We start from the raw sequence: 18,627 nt of genomic DNA, 5'->3' as shown, positions 1-18,627 counted from the left end.
CGCCTTGAATTCGGCAATAGGGAGACACCTCTAGACCTTGAGCCGATGAAAGACCGCTATCACATTGTTGCGACAATCGCAGCGGTTTGTTCGGTGCTCAGCGCGGGGCATGCGGAGACGTCGATCACATACTTGATCGCCGTGACTCCCCGAGGCGAAACGTAGTCGTCAGGAAGGCGGGGGAATGTCCCCTCGACGAGAAACACATTTACATCGCGCAGGGAGAAGCGGAGCAACGCGCCGGATTGCCGCAGTCCGTCATGCCACCCGATTTTTCGGAGTGCGACGTCGAGGTTGTCGATTGCCCGACCCTCACTCGCCAGCAGCTCAATGACGTTGTCGATCAGGTCGGCCACCGTGGTCTCACCGCCAATCGACCGCTCGACCATCACGCTCGCAAGCAACAGCTTCTTCCCTAGGGGCGCCCGGAGCTGATCCAGCCGAGAGATCTCATGCTTTTCTTCTGAGCGTGTTGTGGTTTTGACCTCAAGGTGTGCGCCTAGACCGGCAAAGTCGTGCCGCTCCCGTGCGGGGCCACTCCAAATATCGACTGAGCGTGAGCCCAACTGGGGGATCAACACATTCGCGAGCACCCAAAGTTCGCCGAACAATCCGATTTGCTCGGTCACTCCGAGTTCCGACTGTACGGGCCTGAATGCGGCCCGCACGTCATCGATCGTTGATTCAACCGAGACCACTGGGTCTCGGCCAGCAACCAGGATCGCAACCAGAATCTTGTTCACCAACATCGTGAAGAGATCCTCATGATGGTTTTTGGCCGAGACATCCAGCCATACGCGGTCATCCTCCAATACTCGTACCTGGATGCTGGCCAAATCCGGCGGGAGGCCGAGTGGTTCCATCGCGACGGCGACAAGGAAATGTAGTCGCGCATCGTCTCCAACCCCCAGAAGGAGACCTTCCCGTTCCGGCGAAAGGGGCTCTACGTAGAGCGACTCCGTCGTACGCCTGAGTCGCAACGAGTCCCATCGATCGGCGCCGAGTTCAACCATTGAGCAGGCCGCGGTTGACGATGTAAGCCCTCCCGTCATCACTTGTCAGGGGGAGCGATAGAGCAGCGCCCAGGACCGCACGTGTTCCTGCCTGGAGTGGCACAGGATCGAGTGGATAGAGAAGCAGCAGGCCTCGATCAGACGGCCGATCCTGTCGCATCGCCCGCGCATTGAAGGAGCGGCCGGAGCGGTAGTGATCGGGCCCGCCATTGAGATCTGCGCCCTCATGCCGGGGTTCCGTTAGGATTCCGATGCCGTCGCTACCAGACAGCGAGCGCTGTACCAACCCGTAGGAGCGTCCACCAATTCTGACTCGTCGCTCTCTTTCCGGGTTTGCGACGAAGATCGTCCATGTCGTTAGCTCGCCGGCGGCGGCTCGCTCGTTAATCCAGTCGGCGAGTTCTGCACCCTGGAACGCGATGGCATTGGGATGCCCAACGAAGCTCCGCAGAAAGTTCGCGACATCGTCGGCGGGAACGTCGTGGGAGAGAGTCCCGCCGAAGGCCGACTGAGTCGGAGGATGGGCGGTCAGTAGCCTGTCTGCCAGGGACAGGTTGTGCTCCAGGGCCTCAGTATCCTGCAGAGGAAACAGAATGGTCTGAGGATTTTCGGCAGACCAGGAACGCGCCACTTCCTCAAGCATCCGACTTTTGACCTTGCTGGTCAGCAGCAGGCGCGAGTGGGCGCGCATGCGGATCGCCATTTCATCTGGGCGACGTCCCGCTCGGTTCAGTGCAACGATTGAGTCCCTCAGGCTCTCTTCGACGAGGGCTAGTTCGACGAACCATTGCGCAATACCGTTGGTCGTCCAGATCCGGATGAGATCGTCGTATCCGGTTCTGAAGCCATACCACCGGGCCATCTGAAGCAAGGCGTCCGCCATGGTCGTAGTCCGCAGGAAATAGGCGACCGTCAGTCCCTCCAGCGTCAATCCTCGCGACAACCGGTTTCCGCCGACGGCAATGAGCTGGCGTCCTGGAAATTCTTCATAGGCAAGTTCATCGCCAGTCGTGCTGTTTAGTACGACGACCTGCAGTCGCGCCAAGTTGGTTTTGGCTTCACTAAGAACCGATTCGACCTCACCCGGCAACACCACCTCGCCAAGATCCGTCAGCGCCGACCGCATCATCTTCTGGATCACGCCGGGCTCGGCACTTTCGTGATTGAACCAAGCGCGAATGCGTTCGTCGATCGCGGCTCCGATACGGATCTGATCCGCCTGCAGACGGGAGACATGAACCAGCATCGTGTGAGGACTATCGCCATGGCCGCGCAGCTTGCGAATGCCGCCGATCAGGGCGAAGGTGAGCAGCGCGTCGCAAATCGACTGGGGCAGATCGGCCGGTCCGTATGCAATCAGCGGCTGTCCCCGCTTGCGTGGCTTGGATTTCAGTCCCCGGACATCGTTGTCGTCGACGACACGAAGGACGTTGCGATGGACTGCGTCTACCCCGAACAATTCCTCGGTCCCGGTGTAGCCGTCGGGCCGTGGAAGCTGGACCACGAAATCCTTCGGGAACAGGTCCTCACCTACCCGCGCGTCCGTGGCCGTAGGATCGATCAGGATGTTGGCGAAGGGCGTTGCGGTGTAGGCGATGTAGGTGGCGCGAGGGGCACGTGCGAGCAGGTCGCGGATCAACTCATTGGTGGGGGAGGGTGCATCTGCATCAACGGCGCTGCCGTCGTCGACGCTGGCATCGGTTCGGTTGCCCCGCGTGTTGATCGACGCCTGATCGGCCTCGTCATCAATCACCAGCAGGGGCACACTGCCGAGTCGCCCCTCCAGCTTTGCGAGCCAGCGGTTGAGTCGCTCGAGAATCGGCACGATCTTCTTCGCCACGATCAGCACGGTGCCGGCGGCTTCGAATCCATCGGCCACAGCGGGTTCGACGAAATCCGAGTTGCGGTCCGTCAGCGACTGCCAATCAACACCCACGTTGATGAGTTCGCGCTCCAGGCGCTGCTGCGTCTGATTCCTCAGCGAGTCATGGATACCCGACAGGACGATGATGAGCTTGTATCCGACATCGGCGCCCCGCGCTGCAACGGCGGTGAAATTGGCGGTCTTGCCGGATTGCACGTATCCGACGACTAGGCCGCGGCACTGAAAGGCGGACCGGCTCAGCGGTGTGGTCCTGGCGATGATGCGCAGGGACTCGTCGGCAACCGAATCGACCTGATGGGGTTTCCACCTGGACTGCGCCCGCAGAAAGGACTCGTGTCTCGACCAGTTCGTCCACCGCGTCCCGTCGGTCCAGAGCGGGATCTTCGGCCTCAACGAAAATGTGCGGTTTTTCTCACCCGGCATCGGGTGATCCCACCAGCACCGACATCACGCCGGCGATCTCGAGCACGCGGAGAAACTCCGAGAGGGCGGCCTTGGCGTTGGCGTCCTTATCCAGGGTTTGGATGAGCGCCACCAGTTCCGGGATGCGCTGGGAAACCTCGACCTGCTCGCCCGCAAACCCGTTCTTACGCTCCCACGGCAGGGTTCCGCTCTCCACCAAACGAAACGGCGATCGTTCCTTGCGTGTCGGTGTCGTTGAAGCCGCGGGTGGGCGGGAGACGGGCGTCGGCGATGGCGATGTGCCCGCCGGTGAGGTCGGTGCGTTCGGTGTTGAAGGCACGGTGCCACCGCGCGCGACGCTGCCGGCGGTGGGAGCAGGTGGCTTGTAGCGATTCCGCGCATCGCTTCGCGGGGTTTTCAAGATCTCCAACAGCTTGTCCGAAACCGCGGGTGGAAGCCGAACCAGTTGCTTGCTGATATCCACTTGTAAATGCTCGTCGGCGAGCCGATCGAAATCGATCGCCACGCGGAGCAATTTCGTGTGCTCGTCTCGAGTAAACAGACCTTCCCAACCGCCCCATTTGATGAGCCGATGCAGGCGGTAGAAATAGAGGCCCTGTGCGTCGTTGGCGCGGCCGTTGAGGCTGAGGCGATCTCGTGCGGTCCTGAGTTGCTCCGGCGTGTCGGATTTGTGGTGCGCCTCGAACTCCGCTTCGTGGGGCGTCACATAGGCCCGCACCGTCAGGATGGCCGACGCGCCAGACTCCTGGTGAGAAGGAAGCTCGATGGTCCGTGAATCGTGGGGCCGGACCAGAACATGGCCCATGGGGTCGTTGGGGACCAGTGGCACCCCATTCATGTTGATCGTGACCTTGCGGCGTCCGGGAACCTTCCCCTCCAGATACCGATGAAACACCAGTTCCAGGTGACGGCAGACCGCAGCCCGTTCCTGCGCGTAGGGGTCCAGCCCCCTTCCGCGAAATTTCTCGACCGGTGGACGCATGTTGGTCAGCAGCACCGCCGTACCCGATGATCCGAGTTCAACGGCCTTAGCGTAGCGACCATCGACTGGATCGGACAGCAATGCCCAGCGCCGCGTCTTCGCCAGATGGTACTTGTCCCAGGTCAGTTGCGTTGCTTCGCTGTCGACGGTCTTGGAGACCACCGTGAGCGTGTCGGCCTGAGACCATGCCGCGCCTTTCAATCCGTAGCCGAACTTCCCCAAGTCGGCGTGATCGTAGTCGCGCTGATGGCCGATGCGCATGGCATTGCGCAGCTGCGCCACATTCATGCCCACGCCGTCGTCGTGGATGCACATCCAACGTCCGCCCTCGTTGGGATTGGGAAAGGAGATGTTGATCTCCTCGGCGTCCTTCGAAAGGCTGTTGTCGACCAAGTCGGCCACCGCGCTCGGCAGACTATGGCCGGCGCGGGCAAGTATGTTGAACAGGCCCAGGGGATCGGGCGCTGCTTCATCATCATCCTCCTCGCCTGATGAAACGCGGGTCGGGCCGCCAGGAGGTGATGCAAAAAGGCTGGGAAAGTGCTCGGCGAGGATGCCTCGGCAGTGGTTTGCCTCCTCACCATGAAGGGCGATCATCGCGGACTTGTTCAACCTCGCGGCTTCGCCGTGGTTCACGATTGCGGAGCGCGCCGGATGATCAATGGGGATGACCACCCAGGCGGCGTTCGCAGGCGTGATCGTCGAGTCCACGACCATCGCAAAGAGGACGCCCGGTTTGACGAAGGCGTACCAGGCACTGTTAGGACAGTACCCTTCAAGACGCCAGTTCTTGTCCTGCTTTTTCAGCCACTGCTCCTGGGTCACGACCGACGTGGCGTCCTCCAGGCAACGGCAGGTGATGTAGATCCGCTGTGAATCCTGCGCGGCGGGAAAGACCCGGTCGACCACATCGCCGTCGAAGTTGATGGCCCGCTGCCGGGACTTCTCCAGTCCGCTGCGGCGATATTCATGGAACATCCCGAGTTCGGAATGCGTGAGCTCGCGCAGGATCGTGAAGATCATCGAGTGCCCTCGGTCGTCATGATCTGCTCCGGCTCAACATTGAACAGGGACGTTCGCATGTCGTTGGCCACGGGAATGCCCAGGCTGCTTCGCATCGCGGTTGCGACTGCGTAAGCCATCAAGGGGGGAACCGCATTGCCAATCTGGCGGAAGGCGGGATTCATCGAACCCTTGAATACAAAGCCATCCGGGAATGATTGAAGTCGGGCGGCCTCTCGAACCGTGATCGTGCGCGCCTGCGCCGAGTCATAGTGAATGTGCGAGTAGGAGTCCTTGCCCAGGTGCGCCATCAGCGTGCGCGCCGGCTTTTCCGAGTGCAGTTTCCACCACTTGTTCGGAAACTTGTTGGGATCGTAGGGAATCCGCCAAGACGCGATGTAGTCGCGCACATCGGCGGTTCGGGCATCGGTGCTTAATCCCCTTTGCTTACGTTCCGAAAGCCAAGCTGAGATTTTCTTCTCGACGTAGGCATGGACCTCCGGGTACTGCCAGCCCTGCTCCATCTCCGCGAAGATCTTGTAGTCGCGCGGCAGGTAGCGGAAGACGTGACCGGTAGTGTGGCTCGTGGCAAAGCCGACCCATTCGCGCATTAGGCGGGCGTAGGCGGTGGCAGGCCGTGAGGCATATGCGATGGTCTCGGATGGATCTTTGGCTCCGCGACGCAGTTGTCCCGAGCCAAGCAGATCCAGGGCATTGAGGGGCGGAAGGTCGGCCAAGGCAGCGGACGCCGTCGTCCCCGGAATTGCAGTCGACGCCGGATCGGCCACCCAGCGATGATGCTCGGACCCCTTCTCTTTCAGCACCCGGCGCGCGGCGTTCTTCGTGCCGGCATACCCGGATGGTAGATCCACATAGTGGGTCGGCACCGGGAAAGCGGGTGCGATGCCCGCGTCGCGGTGAAAGCCGATCAGGAACATCCGCTCGCGGGTTTGAGGCACGCCGTACCAAGCGGCATTGAGCAGGGTGTAGGAAACCTCATACCCCTCCTCGGACAAGCTCTTGGCCACCAACTCGGCGACGTTGCTGCCGCCGTGATTCAAGATGTCGGGAACATTTTCCATCAGCAGCGCGACGGGCTTGGTTGCGCGAATGAAGTGGACGTAGCGCTCCCACAGATTCACACGGCCATCGACCATGAAGGCCTGTTCGGCCGTCGCCTCCTGCCGACGATGGGCCTGCTCTCGGAGTTTGGCGCGCCCCACGCGGGCGAAGGCTTGGCAGGGAGGGCCGCCGACCAGCACGTCGATCTGATCATCAACAGAACCGCTCAAGCCTATGTCCGCGAAAACGCTGGCCGCGTCCTCCGCGGTTGCATCACGCGGGCGATGATGGGCCGGACCATCACCGCCGGCAGTTCGGGGGCCGAAGTTCGCGCCATGGGACTTCGCGGCCCAGGGATCATTCTCGACTGATGCCACTGGCGTAAATCCAGCGGAGAGAAACCCCAGAGAAATACCGCCGCAACCCGCGAACATATCCATATAGCGGATGGAACCGCCCGCCCGGATTCGAGCGAGTTTCCTGACGATCAGACTCGCCCGTGATGCCTCGGGCAAGTTGAGCGCGTGCAGACCTTTCGTGGCCTTTGTATCGACGCGTAGACGCGCAGACGAGACCTCTGGAGCGGGCAATGTTGCTCCGAATTTGTTGGACTGCCTGGAAACCAAAAGCGTCACGTCGCATCCCCTTTTTTTTCACCGCTTCGCAACGCACGCTTGAATGATCGTGCAGGCCGTCGGGGGCGATTGACGCCCGCTCTCTCGCGTGGCTTGTTCGTCACCCGCTTCCCCGATTGAAAATCCATCACGACGGATGGATTGCCGAGCGACACGAATTCGCGTCGTTCCTGACCGTCGTCCGCTTCCAACACCCGTATCACCCGCTGTTGTTCGAGCGGCTTCTCGTCATGACCCTGCAAGGCCCTCTCGACGCGTTGAACGGATTCCGCCAGGTCGACAATGATTTCGTGTTCCCACAGACGGACAACGCTCCACCCTGAACTCTTCAGGTCCTGTGTTTGACGAGCGTCCCGAACGACGTTCTCGACGAGCTTCGACGACCAGAACGCATCATTGGAACGTGGCCGCGAGTAATGTAGGGGGCACCCATGCCAGAAGCATCCATCAACAAATACGGCGAGCTTTCGTTTCGGAAACACCAGGTCAGGTCGGCCTACCGGCGAGCGGGCGCTCAGGCGGTATCGAGCCCCGCGAAACCAGAGGGAACGGCGCAACAGCAGTTCGGGCCGGGTGTTACGGCTAGTGATGCAGGACATCTGTTCAGAGCGAGTCAATCCCATGGCGGCAACTAGAGCAGTGAGCTTTGTTTGGGTCTGGTCCAGGCACGACGCAAGGCTTCCGAACGATCAGGCCTTGGCCCCCGCACGCGACCCGGGACATGCTTCGTTACGTCCACGGTGAATCTCTGCACTCCGAGCTCGCGAAGAAAACCAGCTGCCGTGTCAATGGCGGCAAAGCGCCGGATTCCGCCGCGGGAGGTGCTAAGAATCCGCCGCGTTCGCTGATCGGATGAGCCGCAGGCTGCGGTGACGCTAAACCCCCCTTCTGGTAGCCCGACCACACAGAAGTCGCGCGCTGCCGAGACCGCACAAAGTTCTCTGAGCGAACTCTCCGGCAGGGGCGTGGGTGGTTCTTGCTCAGCGACAGACACCATACGGCAGCACTTAATATTAAACGATCCAGCGTTTATCTTAATTTGTCGCGCCCGAACATAAAAGGGTTGCGACTGTCCTCTGGTCGGTTCGCCTCTTTCGCCTGAGGTATCGAGAGCACTTCAGATTCGGTGCGTTGCGGTGCTCAAAGTGTGGCGACCATCTTCTGCGCGATCTCCGGCCTGCCGCCGTTGCGCAGGTATTCGGTGTCGCCGGTCGCACTGAAAGTGTGACAACCGATCCTGGTGGGGATGCCGACCGATCGGCGAACCGTGTCCTTGTCGAAATTGGTTGGGGCGCCGCCATGGGAGCGGACATCTCGCCATTCCCGACTTCCACGACCATCACGTACTTCGGTTCGGTCAAAGGCCAGCTTTGGCCACGCCGTTGCACATGTGCAACGGTCTGGCCAAGCGGGAACAGTCACCAGAAGTAGATATGCGGCTTGTGATTGCCGAGCGGCCAGACGACCCCAGCGGGATCGAGTCCTTGAGTGACCAAGTGGCAGAGATGGCGATTTAGGTGACGCCGCGGCCGGTTCATATGCAGCGTCACCCAGTAGCCTGGGGTCGTCATGATGCTGTTCGGGCCACGGTACTTCCGCTTGAGGCGGCCGTGCTCGTCCCGATCGCGACGGCGATTGGTTGTGGACATGCTTTAGCTCCTTGTTAGGTCCTAAAGCACGGCCCGCCTCCTGGTCTGGCTCGGGTGATTCATGGCGGGATTATCTCGCGGTGGCGGGCCGGGTCAGGCTATCGCCCACTTCGCGGGGGAAAGTGTTCGGGTAATTCGAACTTGTCGTCGACGCGCTGCATCGTGGCGTAGTGCTGCCCATTGCTGAAGCAGACATTGATGCTGTCGGGTGTGATGTCGCCGATGATCCGGGCGTCCCCATCCGGTAGCTGCGAACCGTTACCGTTGACCCAGTAGAACTTCTCCCCCAGCGGATCTGCGGCACGGTACGCACCGTCCATCATGACGACCCAGGTGCGGTTGCTGATGAACCAGCGACCGAAGGTTCCGCGAGTGCTGACAAGGCCATTGGGCCACTTCGCGTCGGGCTTGGTGAAGCCGCGCACGAACAGGTTCACGTGACCGTCCGGCATGAATTGGCGAAGCCATACCTGCTTGGTGCCGTCGTCTAGTTCGTAGGTCCAGGTCCAGTTACCGACCAGCACTTCATGCGGGATCGGTTTGCCGCCTGCCGTGCAGTCGAGCTGGTTCGATTGTCCTTGGCAGCCACTGGCAACCAGCAGGACAGCAAAGCCGGCGATTACTCGTCTCAGCATGCGGCGCCCTCGGCAACGACCATTCTCGCGATTATCTGCGGGCGCTTGCGAAGTACGAGGCGCAGGAATCGGGCGCCGCCGTCCTGGAAGTCATCGAGCTGCAGGCCCGCGACGCTGCCGACCCATTCCAGCACCGCGTGGGCAGCCGGCTTGCTGTCCTCGCTGAGCTGCCAGAGGTGGGTCAGCTGGACGGGAGTATCCATCGCTCCGCAGCACCCTGCGAGCAGCGCGCGGACGTTCTGGCTGTCGTGCATCCGATGCTCGATCCGGTCGAGCAGGAAGTCGACGGCCTTGCAGGCCGAGACGCCGGGTTCGTGTCTCGCCTTCCATAGGAGCGGCGCATCGGTCCAGATTGGTCCGAGGGCGTAATAGAGCAGCTCCAGGTCATTACCGATTTCAAGAAGCTTTTCGTGGTGGCCGACGCTGACTTCGATCGTCTCTTTTTGCATGTGTGCTAAACACCGTTGTTCTAAACCAAGTGGTGTTATATCGCACCATTCTGAGAATGGCGAGGATGCGCAAACAGCATCCCTCCATAGAGTTAGTTGGTCGTTCGATCCGGTCTCGACGGGAGGCGCTGGGCCTGTCTCAGGACGACTTCGCCGAGAAGGTGAACGTCGATCGGGCCTACTACAGCCATGTCGAGCGTGGACGGTACAACATCACGCTCGAAGTGCTTTTTCGAATTTCCGCAGGGCTAGGCTGCCCGCCTGCGGAGCTAATGCCGGATCTGTCGGAGTTGACCGATCTACCGCATACATCGCGCGCTCGCGGTCGCCGAAAGCTGTCTTAAGAACTAACCCGACATCACACCGCAGCCGCCACCGCTAGATCGGCCGCGATTTCACTCGATCCCGGCGGATCGTCGTTAACTCTTCGAGCCGCATCACGAGATCTTCCGCTCGAAGATGGGTGTAACGCTTGAGCATCTGCATCGATTTGTGGCCGCTGATCGCGGCGACCTCTTGGTCGCCAAGGCCTGCCTCGACGAAACGGCTGACGGCTTCGTGTCGCAGGTCATGGAAGCGAAAGTCCTTGATGCCGACCTCTGCCTTCACGCCGGTCCAGACCTTGTTGAATTCGTAGGGCCTACGGATTCCGTCGCGGCCCGGCTCGCCGAAGAAGATCAGATCGGTGTCGATAGGGCGAACTGGATGATGAAGGGCTTCCTCGAAAAGCGCTGCCGCGGCCATGGTCAGCGGGACGGTTCTCGGCGAGGTGTTCTTGGTTTCCAGCAATCGAACGATCCGGCGCTGGATGTCGACTTGGCTCCGGCGCAGCGAGGTGATCTCCGACGAACGCATCCCTGTCTCTAGGGCGATACGGACGATCCACCGCAGCATCGGATTGCTGTGGCCGTCGATGCGCGCCAGCAACTTTGCTTCCTCATCTGGCGAAAGCCGACGATTGCGCCCGGGCCCACGGGCTGGCTTCCGGATGTTCTGGACCGGGTTGTACACGAGGCCCAGCCGCCATTCCTTGATCGCCACAGTGAACACGTGACTCAGTAGCGCAAGCTCCAAACGTACCGTGTTCGCCGCCCTCGGCCGACGCAGGCCGGTTCTGGGATCGACATCACCGGCAAGGCGACGGTCCCGAAAATCGGCAACCAAGTCCGAAGACAGGGCGGCCATCGAATACCCACCGAGCAAGCGCTTCAGCGAATCGATCCGGCGGAGCTCGGTTGCCTGAGAGCTGGCCTTCTTCGTGGGGGTCACTTCCCGAGCGTAGCGATCGAGCGCGGTGCTCAGCGTCATACGCTCAGCCGGAGCCCGCTGGATGAAGACGCCGCGGATCATTTCGTCTTCGGTCCGCCGCGCCCAGTCTTCGGCGTCCTTCTTGAGGCGGAAGGTCTTGCTGGTCGTCGGCCAGCCGGTGAGGCGGACCAGCGCCTTGTACCTGAATTCCTGCCTGCGGCTTGCACCCTCCGACAGAGGCGCCGTCATCTTCGGCTTCACAGGCACTTTCACAATGGTCGCCACGGCAATCCCCGGTGCACCGCTGTACCAGATTTGTACCTGCGGCCAGTTTCTCGGTGAATGGTGGGCCCTGCCGGACTTGAACCGGCAACCTAAGAATTATGAGTTCTCTGCTCTAACCAATTGAGCTAAAGGCCCTTTATCGACATTCACCGTCTTAGGGAAATTTGAAGGAGCGCGTGCCTGCCGTCAATGACTTAGGGATTATGAGTCCCCTGCTCTAACCAATTGAGCTAAAGGCCCGTTTGCGCCGACTGCATGGATCGCGGCGGTATTGTGCCAGCGTCCGGGCCGGTTTCCGGTGTGGTTTCGACTTGGTTCAGCGATTCGCGGCCGCGGCACTCGGTACGGCGTCGATCTGGGCGCTGCGGGCGGCGCGGCGGGTGCGGCCGGGGCCGTAGCCGTGGATTTTCTTGAAGGCGCGGCGGAACGCGGCTTCGGTCTGGTAGCCGAGCTTTTCGGCAATCGTCGCCGCGGAGGATTTCGGATCGGCGAGCAGGCGCAGCGCTTCGGCCATGCGCCACTCGGTGAGGTACTGGTAGGGGCTCACACCCAGCACTTCGTTGAAGTGTTGAGCGAAGGCGGTCCGCGATTGATGGGCGAGTTCGGCGAGCATCGCCACGGTCCAGGCGCGGCCGGGGGCGGCGTGCATGGCTTCGAGGACGCGGGCCATGCGCGGGTCGATCAGCGCGGCGATCAGGCCGCGGCGTTCGTTGCTGCTGGCGATGTGCTGGCGCAGCGCCATGACGAACAAGGCGTCGGCGAGCTTGTCGAGTACCAGCTGCCGGCCGAACGATTCCTGGCGCGCCTCGTGGGCCATCAGCCGGGCCAGATGGCGGAACTGCTGCTGGCTGTCGGCTTCACGGACGACGATCCAGTCTGGCAGCGCGTCGAGAATCGGATTGCGGCTGCCGGTGGCGAACTCGAATTCGCCGCACAGGATCGAGGTGAAGCGATTGGCAGCCGGGCCGGCATCGGTATCCGGCGGGCTGCGCAGGGTATGCGCGGCGCCATGCGGAAACATCACCAGATCGCCGGAATGCAGCAGGAGTGAATCGCCGGTACGGGCGAAGTCGACCATGCATTCGCCTTCGTCGATCAGATGGAACATGCCGTGCGGCAAGGCACGTTCGGCCTCGACGAAGCTGCCGCAGTAGTGCGGGTTATCGCTGATGTAGGCGCGCAGCTGATGGGCGCCGAGCACCGCGGCAAACGCGGCTTCGGCCGAGCGATCGAGCATGGGTGGACAACTCTTGCGCCGCCGATGCCGGAGCGGCGTGGGTCAGCACGGGCAGTATAGGAAATCGGCTGCGCAGCGATCTGCCGGTTGAACGGACGGCCGCGCTTCGTGGTCACTTCCCGGCGCGTCGAGTGGCCAGCCGTAACACCGGCGGTCAGCGGGAGCCGGTACAGTTCGATACCACCTTCAGCCCTCGCGGGCTCATTCGAAACAGGAGCAGACAGATGAGCATCATCAACAAGCGCAAGCCGCTGGCCGTGGCCCTTGGCGTGGCATTCGCGATCGGCGGCGCGGCACAGGCTTCGTCGTTGTTCGTGGCCAGCGATCTGGCGGCCGGCTACATGGTCGCTTCGATCGGTGACAAGGCTGGCGAGCATTCCTGCGGCGAAGGCGGCTGCGGCGGCGACATGAAGGCCACGCCGGCAGCGGCCACCAAGGACGCCGCCCAGAAGAACAGCGCCGAAGCCAAGGCGGCTGCTGACAAGGCTGCTGCCGACAAGGCCAAGGCCAGCGAAGCCAAACCGAAGTAAGCGGATCGCTGATGCCGAACCCGGCCACGACCGTCGCCGCGCCGCGTCTCGCGCAGCCGGCGGCGGTGCGCGGTGCCGGGCTGGGCCTGCGTAGAGCACTGCTGGAGCCGCTCGCGGAGTTGAAGGCAGGTGCGATCGATTTTCTCGAGATCGCTCCGGAAAACTGGATGCAGCTGGGCGGCCGATTCGGCCGGCAATTCCGGGCGCTGACCGAGCGTTATCCGTTCGCCGCCCACGGCCTGAGCCTGTCGCTGGGCGGGCCGGCACCGCTCGATGAAAGCTTCGTGCTGGCGCTGAAGCGCTTTCTCGACGAGCACGGCATCGCCGATTACAGCGAGCATCTGAGCTACTGCAGCGATGCCCGCGGCCAGCTGTACGACCTGATGCCGATCCCGCATACCGAGGAGGCCGTGGCGCACGTCGCGGCCCGCATCCGCCGCGTGCAGGATCTGCTCGAGCGACGCATCGCGGTCGAGAACGTCAGCACTTATGCCGCACCCGGCCAGCGGATCAGCGAGCTGGCGTTCATCAACGCGGTGATCGCCGAGGCGGACTGCGATCTGCTGCTCGACGTCAACAACATCCACGTCAACAGCATCAATCACGGCTACGACGCCAGCGCCTTCCTCGACGGCCTGCCCCTGTCGCGCGTGCGCTACGTCCACATCGCCGGCCATCACGCCGAAGCGCACGATCTGTGCATCGACACCCACGGTGCCGACGTGATCGATCCGGTCTGGGCACTGCTCGCGCAAGCCTGCGCGAAGCTCGGCCCGCTGCCGACTCTGCTGGAACGGGATTTCAATCTGCCGCCGCTGGCGACCTTGCTAGTCGAGATCAACCAGATTCGCGCCGTGCAGGCGCGCCATGCACCAGCTCAGGCGGCGACTGCGCGTGGCTGAGGATGACCTGCAGACGCAGCAGGCGCGCTTCGCCGCCCATCTGCGTGACCCGGACACCAATCCGCCGCCGGATGATGTCGCGCCGGAACGCATGGCGATCTATCGCCTGCTGTTCTTCAACAACATCGAAAGCCTGCTCGCCAAGGCTTTTCCAGTGCTGCGCCGGATTCTGGCCAATGAGCACTGGCTGGCTCTTGTGCGGGATTTCTACGCCCGGCACCCGACGCGTACGCCGCTGTTCCACAAGCTGGCCGAGGAGTTCGTCGACTGGCTTGCCGATGGCCGTGGCGAGCATCCGGGCGATCCGCCGTTCCTGGCGCAGCTCGCGCACTACGAGTGGGTGGAACTGGCGCTGAGCACGGCCGAAGACCCGCTGCCCGCCGCCTTGCTGGTCAATCCGAACGGCGATCTGCTGAACGCACCGCCGGTGATTGCCCCGCTGTGCTGGACCTTGGCCTATGACTGGCCAGTGCAACGCATCGGCCCGGATTTCCAGCCCACCATTGCCAGCGGTGTGCAGACCTTCCTGCTCGTCCACCGCAACCGCAGTGACGAGGTGAAATTCGTCGAGATCAACGCCGTCACCGCGCGGCTGCTGACCCTGGCGGAAGAGCAGCCGGAGGCCTCGGGCATCGAGCTGCTCGAACAGATCGCCGACGAATTGCAGCATGACGATGTCGACGCTGTGGTCGCTGGGGGTGCTGAGATCCTTGAAAGCCTGCGCGAACGCGGCATCTTGCTCGGTACCCGACGTCGCTCGTCCTGAATGCCTGAAGCCGCCATGTCCAGCCCCAAGCCCGCTTACCGCAGCCTGTTCCTCAGCCATGGCGCGCCAAGCCTGGCGATCAGCCAGCACACCGCCAATGCCTTCCTGCGCACGCTCGGCAAGACCTTGACCAAGCCGAAGGCGGCGATCGTGGTGTCGCCGCACTGGATGACCCGCGGCTTCCCGGTGAAGCAGGCGGCGCGCTATCAGGCCTGGCATGACTTCGGGGGTTTTCCGGCCGAGCTGTATCAGTTGCAGTACTCGCCGGCCGGCGATGCTGCGCTGGCCGAGCGCGTGCAGCAGGCGATCCGCAAGGCCGGCCTGCCGACCGCGACCGACAGCAATCCGCAGATCGATCACGGCGTCTGGGTGCCGCTGATGCTGATGTGGCCGGAGGCCGATGTGCCGATCGTCCAGGTCAGCACGTCCAACGGCGATGCCGCGGCGCACTGGGCGCTGGGCGAGGCGCTGCGGCTGCTGCTTGATGACGGCGATGTGCTGCTGATCGGCAGCGGCAGCCTGGTCCACAACCTGCGCGAGATCGGCCCCGAATTCTCGCCAGCCACCGACTGGGCGATGGCCTTCGATCACTGGATGAGCGACAAGCTGCTGACGGCCGATCGCGCCGCCCTGCTCGACTACCGCGCGCAAGCGCCATCCGCTGTTCGCGCTCACCCCACCGACGATCACCTGATGCCGCTGTTCACGGCAGCCGCAGCCGGCAATGCCGCCACCAAGCTGCATGAAAGCTATGCCTTCGGCGGCCTGAGCATGTCGGCTTACGGCTTCGCCTGAGCCTCAACTTCTGGCCTCGCGGCACGCTTTGCGACGATTGGCCCGAGCTTTGCGAACCCTACTGACAGGCCGCGCCGAGCGGCGCTGACGCGCAGCCGGCGCCTGAACAAGCGCTGGGCAACAGGGGCAAAGATAGGCAGCCGGGGAACTTTTACCCGTCTGCTGGGGGTCGCAATGAGGTGAACAGGAAGTTGCCAAGCCGGCGAAGGATCGCCAGCGTACGAAACTGTGCGCTGCCGATGGTGCTGCTGCCCGTCGTCCTCGTGGTCGGTGGCTGCGCTTCGCAGTCCACGGAACTGCCGGGATTGATCGATCCCGGCCGCTACCAGCTGGCCTTGAACACCGACAACCCCTTGCAACGCGGCAGCCTCGATCGCAACTCGCTGCTCGATGGCGCGCTGCGCTTCGCGGCACCGTCCAGCCTGCTCGACTACGACGCCCGCTACTCGCTGCTGCCGTCGCTGCCGCCAACCGATGTCGGCGTTGGCATCGACGCCCCGGGCAGCGAAGTCGCGCTCATGCCGTCGCAGTTGCTCGGCAACGAAAGCCTCCAGCAGAACCTGAAGATGCGGGTGCCGTTCCTGTTCGAGCAGCCGCTGATGATCACGGCCGAGGAGCGCACTCGCGGACTGCTGACGCCGGAAACCCTGGCGACCAGTCGCTCGGCGCAGGTGAAATGGGCACCAGCGCCAGTGGCACTGGGCCTGCGCTGGACGCCGGCGGACGCGGCCGTGCTGGCACTGCCCTTCAGCTGCCAGCTCAGCGGCACGCTTGAGCTTCCCGGCACGCGGCTCACCGGCCGCGACGACGACGGCCTGAAGCTGCAGGGCCAGGGCTGCCGGGCCAGCGCACCGGATCGCGGCCTGCCCGATGTCGATGTCGGTCGCTACTCGGCTACCTGGCAATGGCAGCGCAAGCGCTCGAACAGCAGCGTGCATCTGCTGGTGCTGGAGGCGGCGGATCGTCTGAACGCCGACGCGTCCCCGCAGACACCCGGCTACGAGTTCGGCGTCAGCCGCTCGCAGTCCATCGGCGAGGTGACCGCAGGTTCAGCGGTTGCCCTGCGGCATGCCAGCAGCCCCGGCGATGCCCGAGCGCCGTTCGACTGGTCGGGCCGCGCCAGCGTCAGCCGTCAGTTCACGGATGTGTTGCTCTCCGCCTCGCTGCAGCGCGAAGCCGATCCGCTGTGGTTCCTGCCCAACGAGACGGCACGCATCGGCCTCAGCACCAACAGCGTCGAACTCGGTGTGGGCTTCGATCGCTGGATCGCCCGGCAGCTGTCGACGAAGCATGTCGGGCTTGGTCTGGTCGGGCGCTGGACCGAAATGCCCAACCTCAATCAGAGAAGCAGTCAGGCCGTCGATCAGACCTACGACTACCAGGTGCTGTGGAACCTGACGTTGACGCCCTGAGCATTTGTATCTGGACGGCCGACCCCAGACCCTGCGATACAATCGCGGCCCGCAAGTTTCCCGTGCTTCCCCCGGCTGCCCGTTGCCATGACTGCTGTCTCCCCCCTCGCCGAAGCCGCCGCGCTGCGCCGCACCTTCGCGATCATTTCCCATCCCGATGCCGGCAAGACCACGCTGACCGAAAAGCTGCTGCTGTTCGGCGGCGCGATCCAGCTCGCCGGCACCGTGAAAGGACGCAAGGCCAGCCGTCATGCCACCTCGGACTGGATGGCGCTGGAACAGCAGCGCGGCATCTCGATCACCACTTCGGTGATGCAGTTCCCGTACAACGGCAAGATCGTCAACCTGCTCGATACGCCGGGCCATGAAGACTTCAGCGAAGACACCTACCGCACGCTGACGGCGGTCGACTCGGCACTGATGGTCATCGACGCCGCCAAGGGTGTGGAGCCGCGCACCATCAAGCTGATGGAAGTCTGCCGCCTGCGCGACACGCCGATCATCACCTTCATCAACAAGTTCGATCGCTTCGGCCGGCCGCCGCTGGAGCTGCTCGACGAAGTCGAGAAAGTGCTTGGCCTGGCCTGCACGCCGATCACCTGGCCGCTGGGCATGGGCACCGAGTTCGAAGGCGTCTATCACCTGCTCGAAGACCGCTTCTATCTGTACAGCGGCGACAAGCACAAGGTGTCGGACATCGAGACCGTCGACGGCCTGCACGCGCCCGGCCTCGCCGAGCGTTTCGGGCCGGTCTACAAGACCTTGCTCGACGAGATCGAACTGCTGCAGATGGCCGGCACCGCGTTCAACATCGATGACTACCGCGCCGCCAAGCTGACGCCGGTGTTCTGCGGCTCGGCGATCAACAACTTCGGCGTGCGCGAACTGCTCAACGGCTTCGTCGACTGGGCGCCCGGCCCGCAGCCACGCAAGGCGACGTTCAACGCCATCGAGCACGACATCTATCCCGAGCACAAGAAGTTCTCCGGCTTCGTGTTCAAGATCCAGGCGAACATGGATCCGAAGCATCGCGATCGCGTGGCCTTCCTGCGGGTCTGCTCCGGCACCTACAAGAAAGGCATGAGCCTGCACTCGGTGCGCCTCGGCGGCCCGGTGCGGATCAACAGCGCACTGACCTTCATGGCGGCGGATCGCGAAGCCGTCGAGGAAGCCTTCCCGGGCGACATCATCGGCCTGCACAACCACGGCACCATCGCCATCGGCGATTCGTTCACCGAAGGCGAAGCCCTGAACTTCACCGGCATCCCGAACTTCGCACCGGACCTGTTCCGCCGCGTGATCCTGAAAGACCCGCTGAAATCCAAGCAGCTCAACAAGGGCCTCGATCAGCTCTGCGAAGAAGGCGCCACCCAGGTCTATCGCCCGATCACCAACAACGACGTGATCCTCGGCGCCGTCGGCGTGCTGCAGTTCGAAGTGGTGCAGTACCGGCTGCGCGACGAGTACAGCGTCGAATCGATCTTCGAAGCGGCCACCGTTTCCACGGCACGCTGGGTGTCCTGCGACGACCCGAAGAAGCTCAAGGAATTCCGCGACAAGAACGAACTGCGCCTGGCCATCGACCACGCCGGCTATCTGGTCTACCTGGCCAGCAGCAACGTCAACCTGCAGATGACCAAGGAACGGTTTCCGGATATCCGGTTTCTGGATACGCGGGAACAGGGGGCCGCCGTCGAGCGCTGAAGCGCCACAACGG

At 62.9% G+C, this 18,627-nt stretch carries 18 protein-coding genes and 1 tRNA gene; 7 read left to right on the top strand and 12 right to left on the bottom strand.

Going from position 1 to position 18,627, the window contains the following annotated elements:
• Positions 1–59: 59 nt before the first annotated feature.
• The 9 genes from G513_RS0110515 to G513_RS0110475 all read right to left on the bottom strand — a co-directional run bounded on the left by G513_RS0110515 (position 60) and on the right by G513_RS0110475 (position 9,735).
• Positions 60–1,013, bottom strand: coding sequence for a PD-(D/E)XK motif protein (locus G513_RS0110515; protein ID WP_022976804.1), 954 nt, complete (start codon positions 1,011–1,013; stop codon positions 60–62).
• A complete protein-coding gene (locus tag G513_RS0110510; RefSeq protein ID WP_022976803.1) occupies positions 1,006–3,321 on the bottom strand; it encodes a Z1 domain-containing protein in 2,316 nt (771 codons plus the stop codon). Before G513_RS0110510 ends, G513_RS0110515 begins: the two co-directional genes overlap by 8 nt.
• Positions 3,311–5,326: an ATP-binding protein gene (locus G513_RS0110505; protein ID WP_022976802.1), complete on the bottom strand. Its 2,016-nt coding sequence runs from the start codon at positions 5,324–5,326 to the stop codon at positions 3,311–3,313. The genes G513_RS0110510 and G513_RS0110505 overlap by 11 nt, the downstream gene beginning before the upstream one ends.
• Positions 5,323–7,002, bottom strand: coding sequence for a DNA cytosine methyltransferase (locus G513_RS22475; protein WP_022976801.1), 1,680 nt, complete (start codon positions 7,000–7,002; stop codon positions 5,323–5,325). Before G513_RS22475 ends, G513_RS0110505 begins: the two co-directional genes overlap by 4 nt.
• A complete protein-coding gene (locus tag G513_RS25440) occupies positions 6,999–7,625 on the bottom strand; it encodes a very short patch repair endonuclease (RefSeq protein ID WP_022976800.1) in 627 nt (208 codons plus the stop codon). Before G513_RS25440 ends, G513_RS22475 begins: the two co-directional genes overlap by 4 nt.
• Before the next feature lie 8 nt (positions 7,626–7,633).
• Positions 7,634–7,999 carry a ParC-related protein gene (locus tag G513_RS26545; RefSeq protein WP_494921956.1) on the bottom strand — a complete coding sequence of 122 codons (366 nt, stop codon included), beginning with the start codon at positions 7,997–7,999 and terminating at the stop codon, positions 7,634–7,636.
• Positions 8,000–8,420: 421 nt separating this feature from the next.
• On the bottom strand, positions 8,421–8,651 hold the full coding sequence (locus G513_RS25770) for a hypothetical protein (RefSeq protein ID WP_156891531.1): 231 nt from the start codon (positions 8,649–8,651) through the stop codon (positions 8,421–8,423).
• A 98-nt stretch (positions 8,652–8,749) separates the two neighbouring features.
• Positions 8,750–9,286: a hypothetical protein gene (locus G513_RS0110480; RefSeq protein WP_022976798.1), complete on the bottom strand. Its 537-nt coding sequence runs from the start codon at positions 9,284–9,286 to the stop codon at positions 8,750–8,752.
• Entirely contained in the window at positions 9,280–9,735 is a 456-nt protein-coding gene (locus G513_RS0110475) for a DUF7673 family protein (RefSeq protein ID WP_022976797.1), read from the bottom strand. Before G513_RS0110475 ends, G513_RS0110480 begins: the two co-directional genes overlap by 7 nt.
• Positions 9,736–9,791: 56 nt before the next feature.
• On the opposite strand from G513_RS0110475, the gene G513_RS26465 reads away from it, so the two are divergent.
• Positions 9,792–10,079, top strand: coding sequence for a helix-turn-helix domain-containing protein (locus G513_RS26465; RefSeq protein ID WP_022976796.1), 288 nt, complete (start codon positions 9,792–9,794; stop codon positions 10,077–10,079).
• Positions 10,080–10,113: 34 nt separating this feature from the next.
• Here the strand turns inward: G513_RS26465 and G513_RS22465 are convergent, their stop codons facing one another.
• From G513_RS22465 to G513_RS0110455, 3 genes are all read right to left on the bottom strand, one after another.
• On the bottom strand, positions 10,114–11,232 hold the full coding sequence (locus tag G513_RS22465; RefSeq protein WP_051144406.1) for a tyrosine-type recombinase/integrase: 1,119 nt from the start codon (positions 11,230–11,232) through the stop codon (positions 10,114–10,116).
• 94 nt (positions 11,233–11,326) lie between these two features.
• A tRNA-Ile gene (locus tag G513_RS0110465) sits at positions 11,327–11,403 on the bottom strand.
• 181 nt (positions 11,404–11,584) lie between these two features.
• Positions 11,585–12,505 (bottom strand): AraC family transcriptional regulator, encoded by a 921-nt coding sequence (locus G513_RS0110455; RefSeq protein ID WP_022976794.1) that lies wholly within the window; start codon positions 12,503–12,505, stop codon positions 11,585–11,587.
• A 224-nt stretch (positions 12,506–12,729) separates the two neighbouring features.
• Here G513_RS0110455 and G513_RS24870 point away from each other — a divergent pair, with 224 nt between their 5' ends.
• The 6 genes from G513_RS24870 (at position 12,730) to G513_RS0110425 (ending at position 18,614) form a co-directional block, all read left to right on the top strand.
• Entirely contained in the window at positions 12,730–13,035 is a 306-nt protein-coding gene (locus tag G513_RS24870) for a hypothetical protein (protein WP_051144383.1), read from the top strand.
• Positions 13,036–13,046: 11 nt separating this feature from the next.
• Complete coding sequence (locus tag G513_RS0110445; RefSeq protein WP_022976792.1) at positions 13,047–13,937, top strand: HvfB family MNIO-type RiPP peptide maturase; 891 nt, start codon at positions 13,047–13,049, stop codon at positions 13,935–13,937.
• Positions 13,930–14,703 carry an HvfC family RiPP maturation protein gene (locus G513_RS0110440; RefSeq protein WP_033417614.1) on the top strand — a complete coding sequence of 258 codons (774 nt, stop codon included), beginning with the start codon at positions 13,930–13,932 and terminating at the stop codon, positions 14,701–14,703. The genes G513_RS0110445 and G513_RS0110440 overlap by 8 nt, the downstream gene beginning before the upstream one ends.
• Positions 14,704–14,718: 15 nt before the next feature.
• Entirely contained in the window at positions 14,719–15,498 is a 780-nt protein-coding gene (locus G513_RS0110435; RefSeq protein ID WP_028475390.1) for a DODA-type extradiol aromatic ring-opening family dioxygenase, read from the top strand.
• A gap of 239 nt (positions 15,499–15,737) precedes the next feature.
• Positions 15,738–16,910 (top strand): hypothetical protein, encoded by a 1,173-nt coding sequence (locus G513_RS0110430; RefSeq protein WP_022976789.1) that lies wholly within the window; start codon positions 15,738–15,740, stop codon positions 16,908–16,910.
• 87 nt (positions 16,911–16,997) lie between these two features.
• The gene (locus G513_RS0110425; protein ID WP_022976788.1) at positions 16,998–18,614 is read left to right on the top strand and encodes a peptide chain release factor 3; all 1,617 of its coding nucleotides are present in this window, start codon (positions 16,998–17,000) and stop codon (positions 18,612–18,614) included.
• The last annotated feature ends 13 nt before the right edge of the window (positions 18,615–18,627 follow it).

Origin of the sequence: Nevskia ramosa DSM 11499 (assembly GCF_000420645.1) — a bacterium.
GTDB lineage: Bacteria > Pseudomonadota > Gammaproteobacteria > Nevskiales > Nevskiaceae > Nevskia > Nevskia ramosa.
Note: the sequence above shows the minus strand (reverse complement) of the source record. Positions and strands in the feature narration are given on the sequence as shown.